Raw genomic sequence first — 24,496 nt, 5'->3', positions numbered from 1 at the left:
GCGTATATTACGCTTTCCTCTTTCAGAGTCAACCCTCATTTTCAGGTTTTTCTCTTCAACCGACCGGGCTGTTTGCGTGAAGTGATTCACATCCGCCGTGTCGATGGAGGCGCATTATAGGGATCCCATTTTTTAGCACAAGTGTTTTTTGGATCTTTTTTGCTGAATGCTTGTTTTTCACCCCTTTCGCTATATTCCTGCGCAATTTGGCTGATTTTTGATAGATAAATCACTTGCACAGTCTCAATAATCCAACCAAAGTCTTCATTACCGCTCTATTTTCGCTGAGGTAAACATGTCTGATGTACTGCGCCCTTATAAGGATCTTTTCCCACAGATCGGAAAACGCGTGATGATCGACGCCAGTAGTGTCGTCATTGGCGATGCTCGTTTGGCTGATGATGTCGGAATTTGGCCACTGGTCGCGATCCGTGGCGACGTGAACTACGTGCAAATCGGTGCGCGTACAAACATTCAGGACGGCAGCGTTCTACATGTCACACATAAATCTACATCCAATCCGCAGGGTAATCCGCTGATCGTAGGTGAAGATGTCACAGTTGGTCATAAAGTCATGCTGCACGGTTGTACCATTGGTAACCGCGTATTAGTCGGCATGGGATCGATTCTGTTGGACGGTGTCGTTGTTGAAGACGACGTTATGATTGGGGCGGGAAGCCTGGTTCCGCAAAACAAACGCCTGGAGAGTGGATATCTGTACCTGGGAAGCCCAGTTAAGCAGATTCGTCCATTAAGCGATGAAGAGAAAGCAGGCTTGCAATACTCAGCTAACAACTACGTTAAGTGGAAAGATGAGTATTTAAGTCAGAGTAACCACACCCAACCCTGAGCGTCTTCCTGCTGGTCCTGGATCAATGCTTCGGCCTCTTCTTCCAGGTCCCAGCGATGTAATCGAAAGGTTTCCAGCCACTGTTCAGGCGTGTCGCCGCCAAAGCGGGACGCCAACATCTTTCCCGATATGGCACATGTTAACTGCATACCATGAACCATTGCAGGGAAAACAATGGCATTTACATCCGTCCGCCATTCTTCTCGATCGGGAAACTGGATCGCCTGATTCATGCCGACAATTCCTGTTGCATGCTTTTAATGACCGGCTCAATCTGGGGTAAAACACCATGCCAGAGTAAAACAGCATGTGCAGCTTGTCCCACCAGCATCCCCAGACCATCGGCGTACTGTTTCGCCCCATGCTTTTCACACCAGGAAAGGAACGGCGTATTCCCTTTCTGATAAAACATGTCGTAACAGTAGACGGAGGGATGGATAAGAGATGCCGGAATAGACGGGACCTCACCGCTAATACCGCTGGACGTCGCGTTAATAATCAGATCAAAGCTGTGATTATCAAGTTCGTCCATTCCCACCGCCTGCACGCTACCGGTATGAGAGAAGAGCTGCGCCAGTTCTTCAGCGCGGTAGGCCGTACGATTAACAATGGTTACCGCACAACCCATAGAAAGAAGAGGTAGCAATACCCCACGGGATGCACCGCCCGCACCAATCAGCAGAATTCGCGATCCGGGACGAATGAAAGATAAACGTTCAAGATCGCTTAATAAACCGATACCATCCGTGTTATCTCCCAGCAAACGTCCATCCTCCAGCCGTTTAAGGGTGTTAACTGCTCCAGCTAGCGATGCCCGCTCTGTTAATTCATCGGCACGCGCAAACGCCTCTTCTTTAAAAGGAACGGTGACATTTGCCCCCTTACCCCCCTCAGCAAAAAAGGCGTTCAGCGAATTCACAAAGTCATTGATCGGCGCCAGTACACGTCCATAGGAGTAATCAATCTTCAGCTGCTCTGCAAATTGCTGATGAATAAAAGGCGATTTACTGTGCGCTATCGGATTACCAAAAACAGCATAGGCTTCTTTCATATTACCCCTGTCGAAACTGTTTACCCGTCAGTGCATCACGGATCTCCGAAGGATTCAATCGCCCTCCGGTCTCTCCTTCAACAACGGGAAAGTCTGTACCGAACTGCGTGCGGACTTCCTCTACCGTTCGGCAGGGCGGTAAGCCACTCAAATTAGCACTGGTGGAAACTATAGGTTTGCCATAAGCCTGGCACAGTGCAACCACCAGCGGATGATCGGTGACACGCACGGCCAGCGAATCAAAACGACCGGTCAACCAACGAGGTGTAGTCGCAAGCGCCGGGAAAACAAAGGTGACGGGACCAGGCCAACGAGCGAAGATAGCCTCACGTTGAGTATCAGTAAGCGAGCTATCGTCAATATAGGGCTTAAGTTGCTCAAAGTTGGCCGCAATCAAAATTAAGCCTTTCTCGACAGGACGTTGTTTTAATTCCAACAAACGACTTACTGCCGTTTCGCTGTCGGGATCGCAGCCGACACCAAATACAGCTTCTGTTGGATAGGCGATGACTTTCTCTTGGTTCAGTACCTCTATTGCAGCAGCGATAGGGCCTGTGGGCAGGTTATTATTCACTTTTTTATTCCGCCGAAATCGGCTTTCCACATTGTTTACTGGCACAGAAATGCTTCACACCCTGCGCGGTTTTCTTTTCGATGAGTAGCGGATAATGACACTCTGGACATTCTCCAGCTAACGGTTTGAAGTTAATAACAAACTGGCACTCCGGATAGCGATCGCAGGAGTAAAAAGTTTTGCCATAACGGGAACGCCGCTGGACCAGGTGACCGGTCTGGCATTGAGGACAGACTATTGCTGTTTCATCAGGCTTGTCGATAAGCTCGGTGTGCTCGCATGCAGGATAGTCACTGCATCCGATAAACATACCGAATCGCCCCTGTCGCAATACCAACTCAGCGCCACATGCAGGGCAAAACTTACCCTCCAGAACTTTGACAATATGCCCGTCTGCAGATGATTTCAGCGGACGGATATAATCGCATTCTGGATAGTGTGAACAACCGAGAAACGGACCGTGTTTCCCGGAGCGAATAACCAGTTCAGCCCCGCATTGTGGGCAGGGCTCGTTTTTACGCACCGTAAACAGTGCTGATTTAGCCATAACAACTCATACTGAATGAAGATTGATTAATGCAGCATACCTTCATTCACTTCAAAGAGTAATTCTTCCATTTGCTGATAGGCATTTTCACAACCTGGAATGTTGAATAGCACCATCAGGATCACCCACTTCAGGTCTTCCAGATCAAACTCTGCCGTATCCAGCGCGAGTACGCGCTCAATTACCATTTCTCGCGTTTCGAGGTTTAGCACCTGAATCTGCTCCAGGAATAGCAAGAATCCGCGACAACTCGCATCCAGCCGTTCACATTCTTCTGCCGTATAAATACGCAGAGAAAGAGGATCAGATGCTAGCTGCATAGGTTCGGCAAGGCCATCCTGATAATCAGCAAGCTTTTCCAGCCACAGTAACGCGTTGTAGATGTCTTCACGATCAAAACCAGCGTCGGTAAGATCCCGTTCCAGTTTGTCCTGATCCACTCGCAGCTCAGCTTCGTTATGGATATATGTCTCAAACAAATACATTAGTACGTCGAACATGGCATGCCCTCCTCAATCGGACATAGCCGCCGGGTACAGCTGCGATCCATCCTGCTAACTCCAGTTCGAGTAGTTGAGCCACTACCTCTGGCACAGGTTGGCCGGCACGTTCAGCGACGACGTCAACAGGTGTTACCTCATCTCCTACGTTAGCCAGGAGCTCAGGAAATGGCAATGCCACCTCTTCGTGATCTGGCGAATAAATTGATTTTTCAGGTTCATCTGGCAACCATTGCAGCCCATATTGCAAATTTTCCAGAATTTCCTCTGGTGCGGTCACAAGCGTGGCTCCCTGCTGAATAAGCCAATGTGGGCCTTCACTTCCTGGACTCCCAATCGGCCCAGGCAAAGCAAAAACCTCCCTCCCCTGCTCCAGCGCACAGCGTGCCGTGACCAATGAACCGCTACGTTGCGCGGCCTCAACGACCAGGACACCTTTACTTAGACCACTGATAATGCGATTTCGTCGGGGAAAATTGCGCGGCAGCGGGAGCGTATCTAATGGGAACTCAGACACCAATGCGCCTCCGGAATCGATCAGACGTTCAGCGAGACGGACATGCTGTCGTGGATGAATGGTCTCAAGCCCATTTCCCAGCACCGCAATACTCGTGCCTTGTCGGTTTATCGCCGCATGATGCGCCACGCCATCAATCCCTCGGGCCAGCCCACTGGTTATCGTCACCCCAAACGCGGCAAGCTTTTCGCAAAATAATCGCCCCCAACGTTCGCCATACCATGAATGCTGGCGACTACCGACGACGGCCACCTGAAATGAATGCAGGCATACGGGAGTACCGGCAACGAAAAGTACCCCAGGATAATCTTCAATCGCGCGCAGCTGGGACGGATAATGCTCGCTGTCGGCAACCACTAAATGGTGATTAGGCTGCTCCAACCAACACAGCGTTTTTTCCAGTAACTGTTCTGAAAAGGTTAGAAAGCGCTTGGCCTGGCGGGAAGATAATCCTGCGTGCTGGAGTATCGTGTTGTTAATACAGGGTTGGGCATTGAGCCAGTGGGCAAGGCGCACCATCTCATCACCATACAGTTCATTCACTTGCGCTAAACGTAGCCAAATTTCAATTTGGGTCATCCCTGCTCCCCTGCCACAAGCAGTCCTGGCAATCTTTGCGATTGGTCACTGATGCTGTCAATCAGAGGGGGTTTTGTCTAGAATAGAGGTAATAATCTTTTCAACTCCTGAACACAACTCTGGATAACTATGTCAGTTTTGCAAGTGTTACATATTCCGGACGAGCGCCTTCGCAAAGTCGCAAAACCGGTTGAAGAAGTGAATGCAGAAATTCAGCGTATCGTTGATGATATGTTCGAAACGATGTACGCAGAAGAGGGTATCGGTCTGGCGGCAACACAGGTCGATATCCATCAGCGCATCATTGTTATTGATGTCTCTGAAAATCGCGACGAGCAGTTGGTTTTAATCAACCCAGAGCTGCTGGAGAAAGATGGCGAAACCGGTATTGAAGAAGGTTGCCTGTCTATCCCCGAACAGCGTGCGTTAGTACCACGCGCTGAGAAAGTAAAAATTCGTGCGCTCAATCGCGACGGTAAATCTTTTGAACTGGAAGCCGATGGCCTGCTCGCTATCTGCATTCAACATGAAATGGATCACCTGGTCGGTAAACTGTTTATCGATTATCTGTCTCCGTTGAAGCAACAACGTATTCGTCAGAAAGTTGAAAAACTCGACCGCCTGAACGCCCGAGCTTAAGGACAAGAATCAACGTGTCAGACTCACTACGTATTATTTTTGCGGGTACACCTGACTTTGCAGCGCGTCACCTTGACGCGCTGTTGTCTTCTGGACATAACGTCGTTGGCGTGTTTACCCAACCGGACCGCCCTGCGGGACGCGGTAAAAAGCTGATGCCCAGCCCGGTAAAAGTGTTGGCTGAAGAAAAAGGGATACCGGTTTTCCAGCCTGTCTCTCTTCGCCCTCAGGAAAACCAACAATTGGTTGCTGATTTACACGCAGACGTGATGGTGGTAGTGGCATATGGACTGATTCTGCCAAAAGCCGTGCTGGAAATGCCGCGCCTGGGTTGTATCAACGTTCACGGTTCCCTGCTTCCACGCTGGCGTGGCGCAGCACCGATTCAACGTTCACTGTGGGCTGGCGATAGCGAAACGGGCGTTACCATCATGCAAATGGATGTTGGTCTCGACACCGGTGATATGTTGCTTAAGCTCTCCTGCCCGATTACGGCAGAAGATACCAGCGGTTCTTTATACGACAAGCTGGCGGACCTGGGGCCTCAGGGGCTGATTGAAACGCTAAAACAGTTGGCTGCTGGCACGATAAAACCCGTTGTACAAGATGAATCACTGGTTACGCATGCAGAGAAACTCAGTAAAGAAGAGGCCCGTATCGACTGGTCACTTTCGGCCGCCCAGTTGGAGCGCTGCATCCGCGCCTTTAACCCGTGGCCAATGAGCTATATCGTCATCGACGAGCAACCAGTAAAAATTTGGCAGGCGACGGTGATCGATACGCCCGCTAACGCTGAACCAGGCACAATTCTGGAAGCGACCCGTCAGGGTATCCAGGTTGCAACAGGCGACGGCATCCTGAATCTCGTCTCTTTGCAGCCTGCAGGCAAAAAAGCCATGAGTGCGCAGGATCTGCTTAATTCGCGCCGGGAGTGGTTTGTGCCCGGAAACCGTCTGGCCTGACGGTTCATCTCTTTAAGCCCGGTGTGACCGGGCATTTTTATTTTTGCACTTATGAAAAAACATCTTAATTTACGCAGTATGGCAGCCCAGGCCGTCGAGCAGGTTGTCGAAAAGGGGCAATCATTAAGCAACGTGCTGCCCGCCATGCAGCAAAAAGTTGCCGATAAAGATAAAGCGCTGTTGCAAGAGCTTTGCTTCGGCGTATTGCGCACACTTTCGCAACTGGAGTGGATGATCCAGCAACTGATGGAACGTCCGATGACGGGCAAACAGCGTACCGTTCACTACCTGATCATGGTGGGCTTCTACCAACTGCTGCATACCCGTATCCCACCCCATGCTGCGCTGGCCGAAACCGTAGAAGGCGCGGTGGTGATTAAGCGTCCGCAGTTGAAAGGGCTGATCAATGGTGTATTACGCCAGTTCCAGCGCCGTCAGGAAGAACTACTGACCGAGTTCGCACAAAGCGATCTACGTTTCTTACACCCCTCCTGGCTGGTAAAACGTATTAAAGCCGCTTATCCACAGCAATGGGAAGCCATCCTTGAGGCTAATAACCAACGCCCGCCAATGTGGCTCCGTGTCAATCGCAACCACCATACGCGCGACGCCTGGCTGGAACTACTCGCCGAAGCAGGATTGACCGGTTTCCCTCATCCGGATTACCCGGATGCGATCCGTCTGGAAACACCAGCCCCCGTGCTCGCCCTGCCAGGTTTTGAGCAAGGTTGGGTCACCGTTCAGGATGCCTCTGCCCAGGGTTGCGTCAGCTATCTGCAGCCACAAAACGGAGAGCAGATCCTTGATTTATGTTGCGCTCCCGGCGGCAAGACCACCCATATTCTGGAGGTCGCGCCAGATGCGAACGTGATGGCAGTCGATGTCGACGATAAACGCCTGTCTCGCGTGTACGACAACCTGAAACGCCTGGGTATGAAAGCAACCGTGAAGCAGGGTGATGGTCGCTATCCGCAGCAGTGGTGCGGTGAGCAACAGTTTGACCGTATTTTGCTGGACGCTCCATGTTCTGCCACTGGTGTGATCCGTCGCCATCCGGATATCAAATGGCTGCGTCGCGATCGTGATATTGCCGAACTCGCTCAGTTGCAGGCCGAGATCCTCAACGCGACCTGGACACACCTTAAGCCGGGCGGCACGCTGGTCTATGCAACCTGTTCTATTCTGCCAGAAGAAAACCAACAGCAGATCGCCGCGTTCCTTGCACGCACACCGGATGCGGTGTTAAGCGAAACCGGTACGCCAGCGCAGCCGGGACGTCAGAATTTACCGGGTGCAGAAGATGGCGATGGCTTCTTTTACGCTAAGCTAATCAAAAAGTGATGAGATAACGGGTCGCGACTGATGAAAATTATCATTCTTGGCGCAGGGCAAGTTGGCGGTACGCTGGCTGAAAACCTGGTCGGAGAGAACAACGATATCACGGTAGTCGATACCAATGGTGAGCGCCTGCGCAGCTTGCAGGACAAGTTTGATCTCCGCGTCGTGCAAGGACATGGTTCACATCCCCGTGTATTGCGTGAAGCTGGTGCCGACGATGCCGATATGCTGGTTGCCGTAACCAGCTCAGATGAAACAAATATGGTTGCCTGCCAGGTTGCTTATTCCCTGTTTAATACGCCTAACCGTATCGCCCGTATTCGTTCACCGGATTACGTTCGCGATGCAGACAAGCTATTTCAATCCGATGCCGTCCCTATCGATCATCTGATTGCGCCTGAGCAACTGGTTATCGATAGCATTTATCGCCTGATTGAATATCCGGGCGCATTGCAGGTCGTGAATTTTGCCGAGGGCAAAGTCAGTCTGGCGGTCGTGAAAGCTTATTACGGCGGACCGCTAATCGGTAATGCGTTGTCGACCATGCGCGATCACATGCCGCATATCGATACCCGCGTTGCGGCGATATTCCGTCATGACAGGCCAATTCGCCCGCAGGGTTCTACCATCGTTGAAGCGGGTGATGAAGTCTTCTTTATCGCGGCATCACAGCACATTCGCGCCGTCATGAGCGAGCTACAGCGTCTGGAAAAGCCGTACAAACGCATTATGTTAGTCGGTGGCGGTAATATCGGTGCAGGGCTCGCGCGGCGTCTGGAAAAAGATTACAGCGTCAAACTGATCGAGCGTAACCAGCAGCGCGCATCGGAGCTTGCAGAGAAACTGCAAAATACGATCGTCTTTTTTGGCGATGCTTCGGATCAAGAGCTTCTGGCGGAAGAACACATCGATCAGGTTGATCTGTTCATCGCGGTGACCAATGACGATGAAGCTAACATCATGTCGGCGATGCTGGCTAAACGAATGGGCGCCAAGAAAGTGATGGTGCTGATCCAACGCAGAGCGTACGTCGATCTGGTGCAGGGCAGCGTGATCGATATTGCGATTTCACCGCAGCAGGCGACCATCTCCGCACTCCTGAGCCATGTTCGTAAAGCTGATATTGTTGGTGTTTCATCACTACGCCGCGGCGTAGCGGAAGCCATTGAAGCCGTCGCACACGGTGATGAGACAACATCACGGGTAGTAGGTCGCTCGATTGATGAAATTAAACTTCCGCCCGGCACCATTATTGGCGCTGTTGTACGGGGTAATGATGTGATGATTGCCAATGACAACCTGCGTATTGAACAAGGCGATCACGTTATTATGTTCCTGACAGATAAAAAGTTTATTACCGACGTCGAGCGCTTATTCCAGCCAAGCCCCTTCTTCCTGTAATAATTTAGGCGCTAATATAGCGCCTTTTTTATTTCCCTTTATTTATCAGGGCCTAATAATTTTTCCTTTCAGCAATACATAAATGGAAATTGCCTAAACATTTGTTAAACTTATAAACGTCAGCTGCATAGGGAGAATAAAATGAGCATTATTAAAGAGTTTCGCGAATTCGCGATGCGCGGGAATGTTGTCGATTTGGCAGTGGGTGTCATTATTGGTGCGGCATTCGGTAAGATCGTTTCATCACTGGTTGCCGATATCATCATGCCGCCACTGGGGTTGTTAATTGGTGGGATTGATTTTAAACAGTTTGCTTTAACGTTACGTGATGCGCAGGGAGACATCCCGGCGGTGGTCATGCATTACGGCGTATTCATTCAGAATGTCTTCGATTTCATTATTGTTGCGTTTGCTATCTTTATGGCAATCAAACTGATCAATAAATTGAATCGTAAAAAAGCTGAAGAGCCAGCGGCGCCCCCAGCACCATCTAAAGAAGAAGTATTACTAAGTGAAATTCGTGACCTGCTGAAAGAACAGAATAACCGCTCTTAAGCGTTCACTGAAACAAAAAGGCCAGTGGTAAAAAAGTGCTTCACTTTCTTGCCACTGGCCTCCCAGTTTCCCCGATTGCCATGTTTACCTTTACGTAGATAACTTCCTTTCCCTTTCTTATTTTTCTCAACGCGCTGCCTGAACAGTGGATCATGCAGAAGCGCCTCAATGGCGTTGTCCTTTATCTGTCCTTTGGTATGCTGATAACGGCTCATACTCTCTCCAGTTTGTGGGGTAATTTACGCCGGGAGTGTAGACCTGACCGTGCAAAAAATCAACGGTCTGATAGTGTCCCGCTGGCGCCTTGTTCAAGTGCTTCAAGAATAGAACAGTACACACTGCTATGTGCTTTACCACAGCACGCATCATTTAATCGCTGTAACGATCGTTGCATCGCCTGAAGCTCCGCTATGCGCGCTTCGACCTCTTGTAATCTTTCCTGAACGATCCCTTTTGATTCCTGGCAGGTATGGTGCTCTGGATCTATGCGGATCGAAAGCAGTTCGCGAATCGACTCCAGTGTAAAACCAAGCTGACGGGCATAACGAATAAACTTAAGACGCTGAAGATCACTTTCCGTGTAGAGGCGAAACCCGCCTTCGGTACGTACTTCATGTTCCATCATCTGCTGCTTTTCATAGTAACGGATAGTATCCGGCGTCACGTCAGCCAGCTTCGCTAATTCACCAATTCGGTACATGCTCTCTCCGCTATTTGTCGTTGATCTTCTGTAGCAGCTTATCTGCGTATTCACCGTGTAAAAACTCGGTGCTAAGCCCAGCCTGTCGAAGTTTTAGCTCCAGTAGCGACAACCGTCGACTGACTTCCTGATAACTGGGATCATCTTTGCGGATCCCCGCGAGTATTTCAAGCAGCTGAATTGCCTCTCTGCGTTGCTCAAGCTCAGGTGGAAGACAGCCTGCATTTTTTAATAAACGGTATCCGGCTCGAAGTTCAGGTGGAATATGGGAATCATCGTCAAGAGTAAGCGGTTCGCCTGTACCAGGTAAATCATCAAACTCGCCTTTAGACTGTGCAGCAATAATATGGCGCTCCGCCCACTGGTCCAGTAACCACATATGACGCTCCAGGGGATGAACAAAAAGAGTACAGATATTGTAGTTAAGTGGGGATATGGCGGATATAAAAAAACCCGCCGAGGCGGGTTTTTTTACGTTACTACAGATTACTCTGCAGCAGCTTCTGTTTTCTCTGAACGATCAACCAGCTCGATGTATGCCATCGGCGCGTTGTCGCCTGCACGGAAACCACACTTCAGAATGCGAGTGTAACCACCGGCGCGGCTCGCGAAACGCGGGCCCAGTTCGTTAAACAGTTTTGCCACGATCTCGTTATCACGAGTACGGGCGAATGCCAGACGACGATTAGCTACGCTATCAGTCTTGGCAAGAGTAATCAGCGGCTCAACTACGCGACGCAGCTCTTTCGCTTTCGGCAGAGTCGTCTTGATGATTTCATGACGAACCAGTGAACCTGCCATATTGCGGAACATAGCCTGGCGATGGCTGCTGTTGCGGTTCAGTTGACGACCACTCTTACGATGGCGCATGACCTTATCCTTCTCAGTAAAACCTTAACCTGTGATCCGGTTACTCGTCAGCGATGCTTGCCGGTGGCCAGTTTTCCAGGCGCATGCCCAGAGACAGTCCACGGGAAGCCAGCACGTCTTTAATCTCAGTAAGAGATTTTTTACCAAGGTTAGGCGTCTTAAGAAGCTCAACCTCGGTACGCTGTACCAGATCACCGATATAGTGGATAGCTTCTGCTTTGAGGCAGTTAGCAGAGCGGACAGTCAATTCCAGATCGTCAACAGGGCGCAGCAGGATCGGATCGAATTCTGGTTTCTCTTCTTTAACTTCCGGCTGACGTACATCACGTAAGTCAACAAAAGCTTCCAGTTGTTCAGCCAGAATGGTTGCCGCACGACGAATCGCCTCTTCAGGATCGATTGTGCCGTTGGTTTCCATTTCGATGACCAGCTTGTCCAGGTCGGTACGCTGTTCTACACGCGCTGCTTCAACATTGTAGGCAATACGCTCTACAGGGCTGTAGCATGCGTCGACCAGCAGACGGCCGATTGGGCGCTCATCTTCTTCCGAATGAATTCGGGTAGAAGCCGGCACATAACCACGACCGCGCTGAACTTTGATGCGCATACTAATAGATGCGTTCTCATCGGTCAGGTGGCAGATCACGTGCTGTGGCTTGACGATTTCGACATCACCATCATGGGTAATGTCGGCTGCAGTCACAGGGCCAATGCCAGATTTATTCAAGGTAAGAATAACGTCATCTTTACCCTGAACTCTCACCGCCAGCCCTTTCAGGTTGAGCAGGATTTCCAGGATATCTTCCTGAACGCCTTCTTTGGTGCTGTACTCATGTAGTACACCATCAATCTCAACCTCGGTCACCGCGCAACCCGGCATCGATGAGAGCAGAATACGGCGCAGTGCGTTACCCAAAGTATGGCCAAAGCCACGCTCTAAAGGCTCAAGGGTCACCTTGGCGTGCGTCGAACTCACTTGCTCGATATCTACCAGGCGCGGTTTTAGAAACTCTGTCACAGAACCCTGCATTGTGTCCTCTCTTTGGTACTAAGCTTTACTTGGAGTAAAGCTCGACGATCAGGTGTTCGTTAATGTCCGCAGACAGATCAGAACGCTCCGGCTTACGCTTGAACGTACCTTCCATCTTGCCAGCATCAACTTCCAGCCAGGTTGGCTTTTCACGCTGCTCAGCCAGCTCCAGAGCGGCTTTCACGCGAGACTGCTTCTTCGCTTTCTCACGAATGCTAACAACGTCATTCGGACTAACCTGATAAGAAGCGATGTTAACAACACGACCGTTTACCATAATTGCTTTATGGCTGACCAGCTGACGTGCTTCTGCACGAGTGGCACCGAAGCCCATACGGTATACAACGTTGTCCAGACGACCTTCCAGCAGACCCAACAGGTTTTCACCGGTGTTGCCTTTCAGACGTGCTGCTTCTTTGTAGTAGTTACGGAACTGACGCTCCAGCACACCATAGATACGGCGAACTTTTTGCTTTTCACGCAACTGCACACCATAGTCAGACAGACGCGGTTTACGCGCACCGTGCTGGCCAGGAGCTTGTTCAATTTTACACTTGGTATCGATCGCGCGAACGCCAGACTTAAGGAATAAGTCAGTGCCCTCACGACGGCTCAGCTTGAGCTTAGGACCCAAATATCTTGCCATTTTCTTTCTCCAACAATCCTAGAAACGACAGCGTTATACGCGACGTTTTTTCGGCGGACGACAACCGTTATGAGGGATCGGAGTCACATCAGTAATATTAGTGATGCGGAAACCAGCGGCGTTCAGAGCACGAACAGTAGATTCGCGACCTGGACCCGGTCCTTTGACCATAACTTCCAGATTCTTGATACCGTATTCTTTTACGGCTTCAGCGCAACGCTCTGCTGCAACCTGAGCTGCAAACGGAGTGGATTTGCGAGAACCACGGAAACCGGAACCACCGGCTGTTGCCCAACCCAGTGCGTTACCCTGACGATCAGTAATGGTAACGATGGTGTTGTTAAAAGAAGCATGGATATGAGCCACGCCGTCAGAGACTTGTTTTCTTACACGTTTACGTGCACGAATTGGTGCCTTTGCCATTATTCAATCACCCCGATTATTTCTTGATCGGTTTGCGCGGACCCTTACGGGTACGTGCGTTGGTCTTGGTACGCTGACCGCGAACCGGGAGACCACGACGATGACGCAAACCGCGATAGCAACCAAGGTCCATAAGGCGCTTGATGCTCATGCTAACTTCACGGCGCAGATCACCTTCAACGACAAATTTGGCAACTTCGTCACGCAGCGTGTCGATTTGTTCTTCAGACAGCTCACTGATCTTAACATCTTCAGCGATACCCGCTGCAGCCAGAATGGCTTTAGAACGGGTCTTGCCGACGCCGTAGATCGAAGTTAATGCGATCACAGCATGTTTCTGATCAGGAATGTTAATGCCTGCTATACGGGCCACTATGCACTCCTACTATTTAATATGTACGCACCATGCTGAAAAGCCCGTTTTCAGGATACTCAAATGGAAACGCACAGACATACAAAAGATTGGCTGGCTAATCTAGCCAGCTCAACCCAACTTTGCAAGAAAAATATGCGAATAAATCAGCCTTGGCGCTGTTTATGCTTCGGCTCGGCACTGCAAATCACACGGATGACACCATCACGCTTAACGATTTTGCAGTTACGGCATAATTTCTTGACGGAAGCACGAACTTTCATTTTTACTCTCCGTAACTTCTCGGGCGACTGTTAACGGCCGTAGCCTTTCAGATTCGCCTTCTTCAATGCAGACTCGTACTGACTTGACATCATCAGAGTTTGCACTTGAGCCATAAAGTCCATAATCACGACAACAACGATAAGCAGTGAGGTCCCACCAAAGTAGAACGGTACTTTCATTGCATCACGCATGAACTCCGGGATCAGGCAGATAAAGGTAATGTAGAGCGCACCAACCAAAGTCAGGCGGGTCATTACTTTATCGATATACTTCGCCGTTTGCTCTCCCGGACGAATTCCTGGTACAAATGCACCGGACTTCTTCAGGTTATCTGCTGTTTCACGCGGGTTGAAAACCAACGCCGTGTAGAAGAAACAGAAGAATATGATTGCAGACGCATAGAGTAACACATAAAGCGGTTGCCCAGGCTGCAAATACAGCGAAATTGTTGTCAGCCAGTTCCAACCAGTCCCGCCCCCGAACCATGACGCGATGGTCGCCGGGAACAGAATAATACTGGAAGCGAAGATTGCCGGGATTACCCCCGCCATATTCACTTTCAGCGGTAAATGTGTGCTCTGTGCAGCATAGACACGACGACCTTGCTGACGTTTCGCGTAGTTTACCACAATACGGCGTTGACCACGCTCAACAAATACAACAAAGAACGTCACTGCAAATACTAATACTGCAACCAACAGCAACACGAGGAAGTGCAGGTCGCCTTGACGCGCTTGCTCGATAGTATGGGCAATGGCTGGCGGGAGTCCCGCAACAATACCGGCGAAGATAATGATTGAGATACCGTTGCCGATACCACGTTCAGTAATCTGTTCGCCCAACCACATCAGGAACATAGTCCCTGTAACCAGACTTACAACAGCGGTGAAATAGAATGCAAAGCCTGGATTCATTACCAGGCCCTGCATACCAGGCATATTCGGCAGACCGGTAGCAATACCGATCGACTGGAATATCGCCAGCACCAGAGTACCGTAGCGGGTGTACTGGCTGATCTTACGACGACCAGACTCCCCTTCTTTCTTAATTTCTGCCAACGTTGGATGAACCACCGTCAGCAGCTGGATAATGATCGACGCCGAAATATACGGCATGATCCCCAGAGCAAAGATAGAAGCACGGCTGAGAGCACCACCAGAGAACATGTTAAACATTTCAATGATGGTGCCTCGCTGTTGCTCAAGCAGTTTGGCAAGTACAGCGGCATCAATACCAGGGATCGGAATGAAAGAGCCAATACGGAACACAATAAGCGCACCGATTACAAACAGCAGTCTGCGTTTCAGCTCGCCTAAGCCACCTTTGGCACTTTGAAAATCTAATCCCGGTTGTTTAGCCATCTGCTACTTATTCCTCGATTTTACCGCCAGCAGCTTCGATAGCAGCACGAGCGCCTTTAGTAACACGCAGGCCACGAACAGTTACCGGAGTAGTGACTTCACCAGCCAGGATCACTTTCGCGAACTCGATCTGGATACCGATAATGTTAGCTGCTTTCAGCGTGTTCAGGTCTACAACACCGCCTTCAACTTTAGCCAGGTCAGACAGACGAACTTCGGCTGTAATCGCTGCTTTACGTGAAGTGAAGCCGAATTTCGGCAGACGACGGTACAGAGGCATCTGACCACCCTCGAAACCGCGACGTACGCCACCGCCAGAACGAGACTTCTGACCTTTGTGACCACGACCACCGGTTTTACCGAGGCCAGAACCGATACCACGACCCAGGCGTTTACCCGCCTTTTTGGAGCCTTCGGCCGGAGACAGAGTATTTAAACGCATCTCTTACTCCTCAACTTTAACCATGAAGGAAACCGCGTTGACCATACCACGAACTGCAGGAGTATCCTCGCGTTCTACGGTGTGACCAATACGACGCAGACCCAGGCCAAGCAGCGTTGCCTTGTGTTTCGGCAGACGACCGATTGCACTGCGGGTTTGAGTAATTTTAATAGTCTTTGCCATGGTTTATTTCCCCAGAATTTCTTCAACGGATTTACCACGCTTGGCAGCGACCATTTCCGGAGATTTCATATTTTCCAGACCGTCGATAGTTGCACGAACCACGTTAATCGGGTTAGTGGAACCATACGCTTTAGCCAGAACGTTACGAACTCCAGCGACTTCCAGAACGGCGCGCATTGCACCACCGGCGATGATACCGGTACCTTCGGAAGCCGGCTGCATGAATACACGAGAACCCGTGTGAGTACCCTTAACCGGGTGCTGCAGGGTGCCGTGGTTCAGCGCGACGTTAATCATATTGCGACGGGCTTTTTCCATCGCTTTCTGGATCGCTGCTGGAACTTCACGCGCTTTACCGTAACCAAAACCAACGCGACCGTTACCATCGCCAACTACAGTCAGAGCTGTGAAGGAGAAAATACGACCACCTTTAACGGTTTTAGATACGCGGTTTACCGCGATCAGCTTTTCCTGCAGTTCGCCAGCTTGTTTTTCGATGTGAGCCATCTTACACCTCTACCTTAGAACTGAAGGCCAGCTTCACGGGCAGCATCTGCCAGTGCCTGGACACGACCATGATATTGGAACCCGGAACGGTCAAAGGACACATCTTTGATGCCTTTTTCCAGAGCGCGTTCGGCGACAGCTTTACCCACAGCTGCTGCAGCGTCTTTGTTACCGGTGTACTTCAGTTGTTCAGCGATAGCTTTTTCTACAGTAGAAGCAGCTACCAGAACTTCAGAACCGTTCGGTGCAATTACCTGTGCGTAAATATGACGCGGGGTACGATGTACCACCAGGCGAGTTGCGCCCAGCTCTTTGAGCTTGCGGCGTGCGCGGGTCGCACGACGGATACGAGCAGATTTCTTATCCATAGTGTTACCTTACTTCTTCTTAGCCTCTTTGGTACGCACGACTTCGTCGGCGTAACGAACACCCTTGCCTTTGTAAGGCTCAGGACGACGGTAGGCGCGCAGATCTGCCGCAACCTGACCGATCAGCTGTTTATCAGCGCCTTTCAGCACGATTTCAGTCTGAGTCGGACATTCTGCAGTGATACCTGCCGGCAGCTGATGATCAACTGGATGAGAGAAACCTAAAGCCAGGTTTACTACATTCCCTTTGACCGCTGCACGATAACCTACACCAACCAGCTGCAGCTTCTTAGTGAAGCCTTCGGTAACACCGACAACCATTGCATTCAGCAGGGCACGCGCGGTACCAGCCTGAGCCCATCCATCTGCGTAACCATCACGCGGACCGAAGGTCAGTGCATTATCTGCATGATTTACTGCAACAGCATCGTTGAGAGTACGAGTCAGCTCGCCGTTTTTACCTTTGATCGTAATAACCTGACCGTTGATTTTTACATCAACGCCGGCAGGAATAACGACCGGTGCTTTAGCAACACGAGACATTTTTTCCTCCGATTAGGCTACGTAGCAGATAATTTCGCCACCAAGACCAGCCTGGCGCGCTGCACGATCAGTCATAACACCTTTAGAGGTAGAAACAACTGCGATACCCATGCCAGCCATAACCTTCGGCAGCTCGTCTTTACGCTTATAAATGCGCAGACCTGGGCGACTGACACGCTGAATGCTTTCTACAACAGCTTTACCCTGGAAATACTTAAGAGTAAGTTCCAGTTCCGGCTTGGTGTCGCCTTCAACTTTAAAATCTTCAATAAAACCTTCTTCCTTCAGCACGTTGGCAATTGCCACTTTCAGCTTGGAGGAAGGCATGGTGACCGCAGCTTTATTCGCGGCCTGACCGTTACGGATACGGGTCAGCATATCCGCGATCGGATCTTGCATGCTCATCTGTCTTTACTCCCGTGATTCAATTGGTAATTACCAGCTAGCCTTTTTCAAGCCTGGTACTTCACCGCGCATAGCGGCTTCACGCAGTTTGATACGGCTCAACCCGAACTTGCCCACATAGCCATGCGGACGACCTGTTTGACGGCAGCGGTTACGCTGACGGGACGGGCTGGAATCACGCGGCAGAGACTGCAGCTTCAGAACTGCGTTCCAACGATCTTCGTCGGTCGCGTTCACATCAGAGATAATAGCTTTCAGTTCAGCGCGTTTTGCGAAGTACTTATCAGCTAAAGCTACGCGCTTTACTTCGCGTGCTTTCATTGATTGCTTAGCCATTCAGTAACCCTACCTTACTTGCGGAACGGGAAGTCAAAGGCAGCCAGCAGAGCACGGCCTTCTTCGTCAGATTTCGCAGTAGTGGTAATGGTAATATCCAAACCACGCACGCGGTCGACTTTATCGTAGTCGATTTCTGGGAAGATGATCTGCTCACGGACACCCATGCTGTAGTTACCACGACCATCGAATGACTTAGCGGACAGGCCACGGAAGTCACGGATACGTGGAACAGCAATAGTGATCAGACGCTCAAAGAACTCCCACATGCGTTCGCCACGCAGAGTTACTTTACAGCCGATCGGATAGCCCTGACGGATTTTGAAGCCTGCAACTGATTTGCGTGCTTTGGTGATCAGCGGTTTTTGACCGGAGATTGCTGTCAGGTCAGCTGCTGCGTTATCCAGCAGTTTCTTGTCAGCGATCGCTTCACCAACACCCATGTTCAGGGTGATCTTCTCGACCCGAGGGACTTGCATGACAGAATTGTAGTTAAACTCAGTCATGAGTTTAGCGACTACTTCGTCTTTGTAGTAATCATGCAGTTTCGCCATCGTACTACTCCAAATTACTTGATAGTTTCGCTGTTAGATTTGAAGAAACGGACTTTTTTGCCGTCTTCGAATCTAAAGCCTACACGGTCAGCCTTACCGGTTGCCGCGTTGAAGATTGCAACGTTAGAAACCTGAATAGCAGCTTCTTTTTCAACGATGCCGCCTGGTTGGTTCAGAGCCGGAACCGGCTTCTGGTGTTTCTTAACCAGGTTGATACCTTCAACAATGAGCTTGCCGGAAGACAAGACATTCTTAACTTTACCGCGTTTACCTTTATCTTTACCGGTTAACACGATAACTTCGTCATCACGACGGATCTTCGCTGCCATGATTCGCTCCTTAGAGTACTTCTGGTGCCAGAGAGATAATTTTCATGAACTTCTCGTTACGAAGTTCACGAGTTACCGGCCCAAAAATACGCGTACCGATAGGTTGCTCGCTGTTATTGTTTAAAATAACGCATGCATTACCATCGAAGCGAATGACAGAACCGTCCGGGCGACGAACACCCTTCTTGGTGCGCACCACTACCGCCTTCAGCACATCACCTTTTTTGACCTTACCACGCGGAATTGCTTCCTTGATGGTGATCTTGATGATATCGCCGACGCCTGCGTAGCGACGGTGCGAGCCACCCAGAACCTTGATACACATTACGCGACGTGCACCGGAGTTGTCGGCGACGTTCAGCATAGTCTGTTCTTGGATCATTTTAGTGCTCCGCTAATGTCAACTACTACTGAGACCCGAAAATCAGGTCGTTAAAAAAGCCCCATATCGGGGGCGCGGCATTATAACACCGCTCAAACGATATGGGTAGAAAAAATAAACGGCTCATCGCTGAGCCGTTTATTCGTTGAGAATGCCTACTGTATTACAGAACAGCTTTCTCTACAACGCGAACCAGCGTCCAGGACTTAGTCTTGGACAGCGGACGGCATTCGCGGATTTCAACCACGTCACCAGTACCGCATTCGTTGTTCTCGTCATGTACGTGCAGTTTGGTCGTACGCTTAATGAATTTACCGTAGATCGGGTGTTTCACAAAACGTTCGATAGCAACAACGATGGATTTCTCCATTTTATCGCTAACAACGCGACCTTGCAGAGTACGGATTTTATCGGTCATTACGCACCCGCCTTCTCAGTCAGTAAAGTCTTAACGCGTGCGACATCACGACGCACTTGCTTCAACAGGTGAGACTGTTGCAGCTGGCCACTTGCAGCCTGCATACGCAGGTTGAACTGCTCACGCAGCAGATTCAGCAGCTCGGTGTTCAGCTCTTCAACACTCTTCTCACGCAGCTCTTTTGCTTTCATTACATCACCGTCTTAGTTACAAAGGTGGTTTTAATCGGCAGTTTCGCTGCTGCCAGCTTGAATGCTTCACGGGCCAGCTCTTCCGGTACGCCGTCCATTTCATACAGGACTTTACCCGGCTGAATCAAGGCAACCCAATACTCCACGTTACCTTTACCTTTACCCATACGCACTGCCAGCGGCTTTTCAGTGATCGGTTTGTCCGGGAATACACGGATCCAGATCTTACCTTGACGCTTAACTGCACGGGTCATAGCACGACGTGCTGCTTCGATCTGACGGGCAGTCAGACGACCACGGCCAACAGCTTTCAGACCGAAGCTGCCGAAGCTAACATCCGCGCCAGCAGCCAGACCGCGGTTACGGCCTTTGTGCATTTTACGGAATTTTGTACGCTTTGGTTGTAACATCAGCGACGCTCCTTATTTACGGCCTTTACGCTGCTGCTTTTTAGGTTGCGCAGCCGGTTTTTCCGGTTGTTCAACAGCAGCCATACCACCCAGGATCTCGCCTTTGAAGATCCACACTTTAACGCCGATTACACCGTAAGTGGTGTGCGCTTCAGAGGTGTTGTAGTCGATGTCAGCACGCAGAGTGTGCAGCGGTACGCGACCTTCGCGGTACCATTCGGTACGTGCGATTTCCGCGCCGCCCAGACGGCCGCTAACTTCAACTTTAATACCTTTAGCGCCCAGACGCATTGCGTTCTGTACAGCACGCTTCATAGCACGACGGAACATAACGCGACGTTCCAGCTGAGAAGTGATGCTGTCAGCAACCAATTTTGCGTCCAGTTCAGGTTTACGCACTTCGGCGATATTGATCTGGGCAGGAACGCCAGCAATATCAGCTACGACTTTGCGCAGTTTTTCTACGTCTTCGCCTTTCTTACCGATAACGATACCCGGGCGAGCGGTGTGAATGGTCACACGGATGCTCTTAGCCGGACGCTCGATAACGATACGAGATACAGACGCTTTAGCCAGTTCCTTAGTCAGGTACTGACGTACTTTAAAATCGCTGTCCAGGTTGTCAGCGAATTCTTTGGTGTTCGCAAACCAGGTTGAGTTCCATGGTTTTACAATACCCAGGCGAATACCATTAGGATGTACTTTCTGACCCATTGCTAGTCTCCAGAGTCTCAGCGATCGGACACAACCACAGTAATGTGGCTGGTGCGCTTCAGGATGCGATCTGCACGACCTTTTGCACGCGGCATAATGCGCTTCATGCTCGGGCCTTCGTCTACGAAAATTTTCGTAACTTTCAGATCGTCAATGTCAGCGCCATCGTTGTGTTCAGCGTTAGCAATGGCAGATTCCAGGACTTTCTTAACCAGTACAGCCGCTTTCTTATTGGTGTAGGTCAGAATATCCAGAGCCTGCGACACTTTCTTACCGCGAATCAGGTCTGCAACAAGGCGAACCTTCTGAGCAGAAGAACGAGCATGGCGATGTTGAGCTAAAGTTTCCATCTCTTCCTCCTACCTTATTTCTTCTTCGCTTTTTTATCAGCAGCGTGGCCGCGATAAGTACGAGTCGGTGCGAATTCACCCAGTTTGTGACCGACCATTTCGTCGGAAACAAATACCGGAACGTGCTGACGACCATTATGGACAGCGATGGTCAAACCGATCATGTTAGGAAAGATCGTTGAACGACGGGACCAAGTGCGCAGGGGCTTCTTGTCTCCGCTTTCCACCGCTTTCTCTACCTTCTTCAGCAAGTGCAGGTCAATAAAAGGACCTTTCTTGAGAGAACGTGGCATGGCTTATCCTCTAAAATTATTTGCTACGGCGACGTACGATGAATTTATCAGTACGCTTGTTGCTGCGGGTCTTCTTACCTTTGGTCTGAACGCCCCACGGAGTTACCGGGTGCTTACCAAAGTTACGACCTTCACCACCACCATGTGGGTGATCGACTGGGTTCATCGCAGTACCGCGAACGGTAGGACGAACACCACGCCAGCGTGCAGCACCTGCTTTACCCAGAACGCGCAGCATATGCTCAGCATTGCCAACTTCGCCCAGAGTTGCACGGCAGTCTGCTTCGACTTTACGCATTTCACCAGAACGCAGACGCAGGGTGACATAAGCACCATCACGCGCAACGATCTGAACGTAAGTACCAGCGGAACGTGCCAGCTGACCGCCTTTACCTGGTTTCATTTCTACGTTATGAACGGTAGAACCAACCGGGATATTGCGCATCGGCAGGGTGTTACCTGCTTTGATTGCAGCATCAACGCCAGATTGAACCTGGTCGCCAGCTTTCAGGCCTTTAGGGGCCAGAATGTAACGGCGTTCACCGTCTTTGTACAGAACCAGCGCGATGTTCGCGGAGCGGTTCGGATCGTACTCAAGACGTTCAACAATTGCTGGGATACCGTCTTTGTTGCGTTTGAAGTCAACAATACGATAAGCCTGCTTGTGACCACCACCGATGTGACGAGTGGTGATACGGCCATTGTTGTTACGACCACCGGATTTGCTGTTTTTTTCAACCAGCGGAGCAAAAGGTTTGCCCTTGTGCAGCTCTGGGTTGACCACTTTAACAACGTGGCGACGACCCGGAGATGTCGGTTTACATTTAACAACTGCCATTGTATTACTCCTCCGACTTACTCAGCGCCGCCGACGAAGTCCAGATTCTGGCCTTCCTTCAGGGTGACGTAAGCTTTTTTCCAGTCGCTACGACGACCGATACGCTGTCCGTGACGTTTAACTTTCCCTTTAACTACCAGGGTGTTAACGACTTCGACTTCGACTTCAAACAGTTTCTGCACAGCAGCTTTGATCTCTGCTTTGGTCGCGTCTTTAGCAACTTTGAGAACGATGGTGTTAGTTTTTTCCATCGCAGTAGACGCTTTTTCAGAAACGTGCGGTGCGCGCAGCACCTTCAGCAGACGTTCTTCACGAATCATGCCAGCATCTCCTCAACTTGCTTAACAGCATCAGCAGTCATTACGACTTTGTCGAAGGCGATCAGGCTAACCGGGTCGATACCAGTTGCATCGCGTACGTCAACCTTGTGCAGGTTGCGCGCAGCCAGGAACAGGTTTTCGTCCAGCTCACCGGTGATGATCAGCACATCTTCCAGAGCCATGTCTTTCAGTTTCTGTGCCAGCAGCTTAGTTTTAGGCGCTTCTACAGAGAACTTCTCGACAACGATCAGACGATCCTGACGTACCAGTTCGGACAGGATGCTTTTCAGCGCGCCGCGGTACATCTTTTTGTTAACTTTTTGACTGTGGTCCTGCGGGCGAGCAGCGAAGGTCACGCCACCTGAACGCCAGATCGGGCTCTTGATAGAACCTGAACGCGCACGGCCGGTACCTTTCTGGCGCCACGGCTTTTTGCCTGAACCAGTTACTTCAGCACGAGTCTTCTGAGCACGAGTACCCTGACGAGCACCAGCTGCATAAGCAACAACAACCTGGTGAACCAGCGCTTCGTTGAAATCACGACCGAAGGTAGTTTCGGAAACAGTCAGCGCGCTCTGCGCGTCTTTCAATACTAATTCCATTGCTATCCCCTTACGCCTTCACAGCTGGTTTAACGATCAGGTCGCAACCGGTCGCACCCGGAACACCACCTTTAACCAGCAGCAGGTTGCGCTCAGCGTCAACACGTACTACGTCCAGGCTCTGAACGGTTACACGTTCGTTGCCCAGCTGACCTGCCATTTTCTTGCCTTTGAACACTTTGCCCGGAGTCTGGTTCTGACCGATAGAACCCGGAACGCGGTGAGACAAGGAGTTACCGTGAGTAGCGTCCTGGGTACGGAAGTTCCAGCGCTTAACGGTACCAGCGAAACCTTTACCTTTAGAGGTACCGGTTACGTCAACTTTTTTAACGTCAGCAAACAGTTCAACGCTAATGTTCTGACCAACGGTGTATTCTTCACCATCTGCCAGACGGAACTCCCACAGGCCGCGGCCAGCTTCTACGCCAGCTTTAGCAAAGTGGCCAGCTTCCGGCTTAGTTACACGGTTAGCTTTTTTAGCACCGGTGGTAACCTGAACAGCGCGGTAGCCGTCGTTAGCCAGATCTTTAACCTGAGTAACGCGGTTTGCTTCAACTTCGATAACGGTTACTGGGATAGAGACGCCATCTTCAGTGAAGATGCGGGTCATACCCACTTTTTTACCGACTAAACCAATCATTGTATCAACCTCTCAATCGCTCGATGACCTGATTAACCCAGGCTGATCTGCACGTCTACACCGGCAGCCAGGTCCAGACGCATCAGAGCATCAACGGTTTTTTCAGTTGGCTCAACGATGTCAACCAGACGCTTGTGAGTACGGATCTCGTACTGATCACGCGCGTCTTTGTTAACGTGCGGAGAGATCAGAACGGTGAAACGCTCTTTGCGGGTCGGCAGCGGGATCGGACCACGAACCTGCGCACCAGTGCGCTTGGCAGTCTCGACGATTTCCGCGGTTGATTGATCGATCAGACGATGATCAAACGCTTTCAAACGGATACGGATTCTTTGGTTCTGCATGAGACCAGAGCTCCAATTATTTTATAGACGAAATAGTTACTCCTCAAACCCATTACGATTGATGGGAGAGTGTAACCGTTCTTACAGAGTTCCCCGATTGGGAACATTGTCAGATAGTCAAATCGACTATCAGTGGCTCATATCGAA

General features: G+C 50.4%; 43 protein-coding genes. 6 read left to right on the top strand and 37 right to left on the bottom strand.

Going from position 1 to position 24,496, the window contains the following annotated elements:
• Positions 1 to 295 precede the first annotated feature (295 nt).
• Positions 296 to 850: a gamma carbonic anhydrase family protein gene (locus AC534G_RS02325; RefSeq protein ID WP_110496696.1), complete on the top strand. Its 555-nt coding sequence runs from the start codon at positions 296 to 298 to the stop codon at positions 848 to 850.
• Here AC534G_RS02325 and AC534G_RS02320 read toward each other — a convergent pair.
• From AC534G_RS02320 to dprA, 6 genes are read right to left on the bottom strand one after another with little or no spacing between them, the layout of a single operon-like run.
• The gene (locus AC534G_RS02320) at positions 826 to 1,083 is read right to left on the bottom strand and encodes a DUF1488 family protein (protein WP_038634625.1); all 258 of its coding nucleotides are present in this window, start codon (positions 1,081 to 1,083) and stop codon (positions 826 to 828) included. The genes AC534G_RS02325 and AC534G_RS02320 overlap by 25 nt on opposite strands.
• Positions 1,080 to 1,901: a shikimate dehydrogenase gene (gene aroE, locus AC534G_RS02315; protein ID WP_110496694.1), complete on the bottom strand. Its 822-nt coding sequence runs from the start codon at positions 1,899 to 1,901 to the stop codon at positions 1,080 to 1,082. The genes AC534G_RS02320 and aroE overlap by 4 nt, the downstream gene beginning before the upstream one ends.
• A gap of 1 nt (position 1,902) precedes the next feature.
• Positions 1,903 to 2,475, bottom strand: a complete 573-nt coding sequence (gene tsaC / locus AC534G_RS02310) for an L-threonylcarbamoyladenylate synthase type 1 TsaC (protein WP_038634630.1) — start codon at positions 2,473 to 2,475, stop codon at positions 1,903 to 1,905.
• Between the two features lie 4 nt (positions 2,476 to 2,479).
• Positions 2,480 to 3,022: a DNA topoisomerase family protein gene (locus AC534G_RS02305; protein WP_069325294.1), complete on the bottom strand. Its 543-nt coding sequence runs from the start codon at positions 3,020 to 3,022 to the stop codon at positions 2,480 to 2,482.
• A 26-nt stretch (positions 3,023 to 3,048) separates the two neighbouring features.
• A complete protein-coding gene (gene smg / locus AC534G_RS02300; protein ID WP_038634635.1) occupies positions 3,049 to 3,522 on the bottom strand; it encodes a DUF494 family protein Smg in 474 nt (157 codons plus the stop codon).
• Positions 3,494 to 4,618, bottom strand: coding sequence for a DNA-protecting protein DprA (gene dprA, locus AC534G_RS02295; protein WP_110496691.1), 1,125 nt, complete (start codon positions 4,616 to 4,618; stop codon positions 3,494 to 3,496). The genes smg and dprA overlap by 29 nt, the downstream gene beginning before the upstream one ends.
• 129 nt (positions 4,619 to 4,747) lie before the next feature.
• On the opposite strand from dprA, the gene def reads away from it, so the two are divergent.
• From def to mscL, 5 genes are all read left to right on the top strand, one after another.
• Positions 4,748 to 5,257, top strand: a complete 510-nt coding sequence (gene def, locus AC534G_RS02290) for a peptide deformylase (RefSeq protein ID WP_038634641.1) — start codon at positions 4,748 to 4,750, stop codon at positions 5,255 to 5,257.
• A gap of 14 nt (positions 5,258 to 5,271) precedes the next feature.
• Positions 5,272 to 6,219 (top strand): methionyl-tRNA formyltransferase, encoded by a 948-nt coding sequence (gene fmt, locus AC534G_RS02285; protein WP_042312102.1) that lies wholly within the window; start codon positions 5,272 to 5,274, stop codon positions 6,217 to 6,219.
• 51 nt (positions 6,220 to 6,270) lie between these two features.
• Entirely contained in the window at positions 6,271 to 7,560 is a 1,290-nt protein-coding gene (rsmB, locus tag AC534G_RS02280; RefSeq protein WP_110496689.1) for a 16S rRNA (cytosine(967)-C(5))-methyltransferase RsmB, read from the top strand.
• A 21-nt stretch (positions 7,561 to 7,581) separates the two neighbouring features.
• A complete protein-coding gene (gene trkA / locus AC534G_RS02275) occupies positions 7,582 to 8,958 on the top strand; it encodes a Trk system potassium transporter TrkA (RefSeq protein WP_006687350.1) in 1,377 nt (458 codons plus the stop codon).
• A 141-nt stretch (positions 8,959 to 9,099) separates the two neighbouring features.
• Positions 9,100 to 9,513, top strand: coding sequence for a large-conductance mechanosensitive channel protein MscL (mscL, locus tag AC534G_RS02270; protein ID WP_003031152.1), 414 nt, complete (start codon positions 9,100 to 9,102; stop codon positions 9,511 to 9,513).
• On the opposite strand, the gene arfA is transcribed toward mscL, so the two are convergent.
• The 31 genes from arfA to rpsJ form a co-directional block, all read right to left on the bottom strand.
• Entirely contained in the window at positions 9,510 to 9,728 is a 219-nt protein-coding gene (gene arfA / locus AC534G_RS02265; protein WP_038634656.1) for an alternative ribosome-rescue factor ArfA, read from the bottom strand. The two genes, mscL and arfA, sit on opposite strands and share 4 nt — an antisense overlap.
• Positions 9,729 to 9,787: 59 nt before the next feature.
• Entirely contained in the window at positions 9,788 to 10,213 is a 426-nt protein-coding gene (zntR, locus tag AC534G_RS02260) for a Zn(2+)-responsive transcriptional regulator (protein ID WP_038634659.1), read from the bottom strand.
• A 10-nt stretch (positions 10,214 to 10,223) separates the two neighbouring features.
• Positions 10,224 to 10,592, bottom strand: a complete 369-nt coding sequence (locus tag AC534G_RS02255; protein ID WP_038634662.1) for a DnaJ family domain-containing protein — start codon at positions 10,590 to 10,592, stop codon at positions 10,224 to 10,226.
• 107 nt (positions 10,593 to 10,699) lie between these two features.
• Positions 10,700 to 11,083 carry a 50S ribosomal protein L17 gene (rplQ, locus tag AC534G_RS02250; protein ID WP_001216370.1) on the bottom strand — a complete coding sequence of 128 codons (384 nt, stop codon included), beginning with the start codon at positions 11,081 to 11,083 and terminating at the stop codon, positions 10,700 to 10,702.
• Positions 11,084 to 11,123: 40 nt separating this feature from the next.
• On the bottom strand, positions 11,124 to 12,113 hold the full coding sequence (locus AC534G_RS02245; RefSeq protein ID WP_003031139.1) for a DNA-directed RNA polymerase subunit alpha: 990 nt from the start codon (positions 12,111 to 12,113) through the stop codon (positions 11,124 to 11,126).
• A gap of 25 nt (positions 12,114 to 12,138) precedes the next feature.
• Entirely contained in the window at positions 12,139 to 12,759 is a 621-nt protein-coding gene (gene rpsD, locus AC534G_RS02240) for a 30S ribosomal protein S4 (protein WP_003031138.1), read from the bottom strand.
• A 33-nt stretch (positions 12,760 to 12,792) separates the two neighbouring features.
• On the bottom strand, positions 12,793 to 13,182 hold the full coding sequence (gene rpsK / locus AC534G_RS02235; protein ID WP_003031137.1) for a 30S ribosomal protein S11: 390 nt from the start codon (positions 13,180 to 13,182) through the stop codon (positions 12,793 to 12,795).
• Positions 13,183 to 13,198: 16 nt separating this feature from the next.
• Positions 13,199 to 13,555, bottom strand: a complete 357-nt coding sequence (rpsM, locus tag AC534G_RS02230; RefSeq protein ID WP_003031135.1) for a 30S ribosomal protein S13 — start codon at positions 13,553 to 13,555, stop codon at positions 13,199 to 13,201.
• Positions 13,556 to 13,701: 146 nt separating this feature from the next.
• Positions 13,702 to 13,818, bottom strand: coding sequence for a 50S ribosomal protein L36 (gene rpmJ / locus AC534G_RS02225; protein ID WP_000868187.1), 117 nt, complete (start codon positions 13,816 to 13,818; stop codon positions 13,702 to 13,704).
• Between the two features lie 30 nt (positions 13,819 to 13,848).
• Positions 13,849 to 15,180, bottom strand: a complete 1,332-nt coding sequence (gene secY, locus AC534G_RS02220; protein ID WP_001118864.1) for a preprotein translocase subunit SecY — start codon at positions 15,178 to 15,180, stop codon at positions 13,849 to 13,851.
• 7 nt (positions 15,181 to 15,187) lie between these two features.
• A complete protein-coding gene (gene rplO / locus AC534G_RS02215; protein ID WP_001238917.1) occupies positions 15,188 to 15,622 on the bottom strand; it encodes a 50S ribosomal protein L15 in 435 nt (144 codons plus the stop codon).
• A gap of 3 nt (positions 15,623 to 15,625) precedes the next feature.
• The gene (rpmD, locus tag AC534G_RS02210) at positions 15,626 to 15,805 is read right to left on the bottom strand and encodes a 50S ribosomal protein L30 (RefSeq protein ID WP_001140434.1); all 180 of its coding nucleotides are present in this window, start codon (positions 15,803 to 15,805) and stop codon (positions 15,626 to 15,628) included.
• 3 nt (positions 15,806 to 15,808) lie between these two features.
• Positions 15,809 to 16,312, bottom strand: a complete 504-nt coding sequence (rpsE, locus tag AC534G_RS02205; protein WP_003031131.1) for a 30S ribosomal protein S5 — start codon at positions 16,310 to 16,312, stop codon at positions 15,809 to 15,811.
• A gap of 14 nt (positions 16,313 to 16,326) precedes the next feature.
• The gene (gene rplR, locus AC534G_RS02200; RefSeq protein ID WP_000358956.1) at positions 16,327 to 16,680 is read right to left on the bottom strand and encodes a 50S ribosomal protein L18; all 354 of its coding nucleotides are present in this window, start codon (positions 16,678 to 16,680) and stop codon (positions 16,327 to 16,329) included.
• 9 nt (positions 16,681 to 16,689) lie between these two features.
• A complete protein-coding gene (rplF, locus tag AC534G_RS02195) occupies positions 16,690 to 17,223 on the bottom strand; it encodes a 50S ribosomal protein L6 (protein WP_006687355.1) in 534 nt (177 codons plus the stop codon).
• Positions 17,224 to 17,235: 12 nt separating this feature from the next.
• On the bottom strand, positions 17,236 to 17,628 hold the full coding sequence (rpsH, locus tag AC534G_RS02190) for a 30S ribosomal protein S8 (RefSeq protein WP_003031127.1): 393 nt from the start codon (positions 17,626 to 17,628) through the stop codon (positions 17,236 to 17,238).
• A gap of 30 nt (positions 17,629 to 17,658) precedes the next feature.
• On the bottom strand, positions 17,659 to 17,964 hold the full coding sequence (gene rpsN, locus AC534G_RS02185) for a 30S ribosomal protein S14 (RefSeq protein WP_003031125.1): 306 nt from the start codon (positions 17,962 to 17,964) through the stop codon (positions 17,659 to 17,661).
• Positions 17,965 to 17,978: 14 nt separating this feature from the next.
• Complete coding sequence (rplE, locus tag AC534G_RS02180) at positions 17,979 to 18,518, bottom strand: 50S ribosomal protein L5 (RefSeq protein WP_003031123.1); 540 nt, start codon at positions 18,516 to 18,518, stop codon at positions 17,979 to 17,981.
• A 14-nt stretch (positions 18,519 to 18,532) separates the two neighbouring features.
• Entirely contained in the window at positions 18,533 to 18,847 is a 315-nt protein-coding gene (gene rplX, locus AC534G_RS02175; protein ID WP_004106345.1) for a 50S ribosomal protein L24, read from the bottom strand.
• A 10-nt stretch (positions 18,848 to 18,857) separates the two neighbouring features.
• Positions 18,858 to 19,229: a 50S ribosomal protein L14 gene (gene rplN / locus AC534G_RS02170; RefSeq protein ID WP_000613954.1), complete on the bottom strand. Its 372-nt coding sequence runs from the start codon at positions 19,227 to 19,229 to the stop codon at positions 18,858 to 18,860.
• 163 nt (positions 19,230 to 19,392) lie between these two features.
• Positions 19,393 to 19,647: a 30S ribosomal protein S17 gene (rpsQ, locus tag AC534G_RS02165; RefSeq protein WP_003031120.1), complete on the bottom strand. Its 255-nt coding sequence runs from the start codon at positions 19,645 to 19,647 to the stop codon at positions 19,393 to 19,395.
• Positions 19,647 to 19,838, bottom strand: coding sequence for a 50S ribosomal protein L29 (rpmC, locus tag AC534G_RS02160; RefSeq protein WP_000644742.1), 192 nt, complete (start codon positions 19,836 to 19,838; stop codon positions 19,647 to 19,649). The genes rpsQ and rpmC overlap by 1 nt, the downstream gene beginning before the upstream one ends.
• Positions 19,838 to 20,248 (bottom strand): 50S ribosomal protein L16, encoded by a 411-nt coding sequence (gene rplP, locus AC534G_RS02155; RefSeq protein ID WP_000941208.1) that lies wholly within the window; start codon positions 20,246 to 20,248, stop codon positions 19,838 to 19,840. The genes rpmC and rplP overlap by 1 nt, the downstream gene beginning before the upstream one ends.
• A gap of 12 nt (positions 20,249 to 20,260) precedes the next feature.
• Positions 20,261 to 20,962, bottom strand: coding sequence for a 30S ribosomal protein S3 (gene rpsC / locus AC534G_RS02150; RefSeq protein ID WP_000529945.1), 702 nt, complete (start codon positions 20,960 to 20,962; stop codon positions 20,261 to 20,263).
• Positions 20,963 to 20,979: 17 nt separating this feature from the next.
• Positions 20,980 to 21,312, bottom strand: a complete 333-nt coding sequence (gene rplV, locus AC534G_RS02145; protein WP_000448832.1) for a 50S ribosomal protein L22 — start codon at positions 21,310 to 21,312, stop codon at positions 20,980 to 20,982.
• Positions 21,313 to 21,326: 14 nt separating this feature from the next.
• Complete coding sequence (gene rpsS, locus AC534G_RS02140; RefSeq protein ID WP_001138115.1) at positions 21,327 to 21,605, bottom strand: 30S ribosomal protein S19; 279 nt, start codon at positions 21,603 to 21,605, stop codon at positions 21,327 to 21,329.
• A 16-nt stretch (positions 21,606 to 21,621) separates the two neighbouring features.
• Positions 21,622 to 22,443 (bottom strand): 50S ribosomal protein L2, encoded by an 822-nt coding sequence (gene rplB, locus AC534G_RS02135; protein ID WP_038634702.1) that lies wholly within the window; start codon positions 22,441 to 22,443, stop codon positions 21,622 to 21,624.
• Positions 22,444 to 22,460: 17 nt separating this feature from the next.
• A complete protein-coding gene (gene rplW / locus AC534G_RS02130) occupies positions 22,461 to 22,763 on the bottom strand; it encodes a 50S ribosomal protein L23 (protein ID WP_000617546.1) in 303 nt (100 codons plus the stop codon).
• Positions 22,760 to 23,365, bottom strand: coding sequence for a 50S ribosomal protein L4 (gene rplD, locus AC534G_RS02125; RefSeq protein WP_000424395.1), 606 nt, complete (start codon positions 23,363 to 23,365; stop codon positions 22,760 to 22,762). The genes rplW and rplD overlap by 4 nt, the downstream gene beginning before the upstream one ends.
• Before the next feature lie 10 nt (positions 23,366 to 23,375).
• A complete protein-coding gene (gene rplC / locus AC534G_RS02120; protein WP_003031117.1) occupies positions 23,376 to 24,005 on the bottom strand; it encodes a 50S ribosomal protein L3 in 630 nt (209 codons plus the stop codon).
• Between the two features lie 32 nt (positions 24,006 to 24,037).
• Complete coding sequence (gene rpsJ, locus AC534G_RS02115; RefSeq protein ID WP_001181005.1) at positions 24,038 to 24,349, bottom strand: 30S ribosomal protein S10; 312 nt, start codon at positions 24,347 to 24,349, stop codon at positions 24,038 to 24,040.
• Positions 24,350 to 24,496: the final 147 nt, after the last annotated feature.

This window comes from Citrobacter sp. CRE-46 (assembly GCF_059615875.1).
The sequence above is the reverse complement of the archived record's forward strand: the minus strand, read 5'-3'. Positions and strand labels throughout refer to the sequence as shown.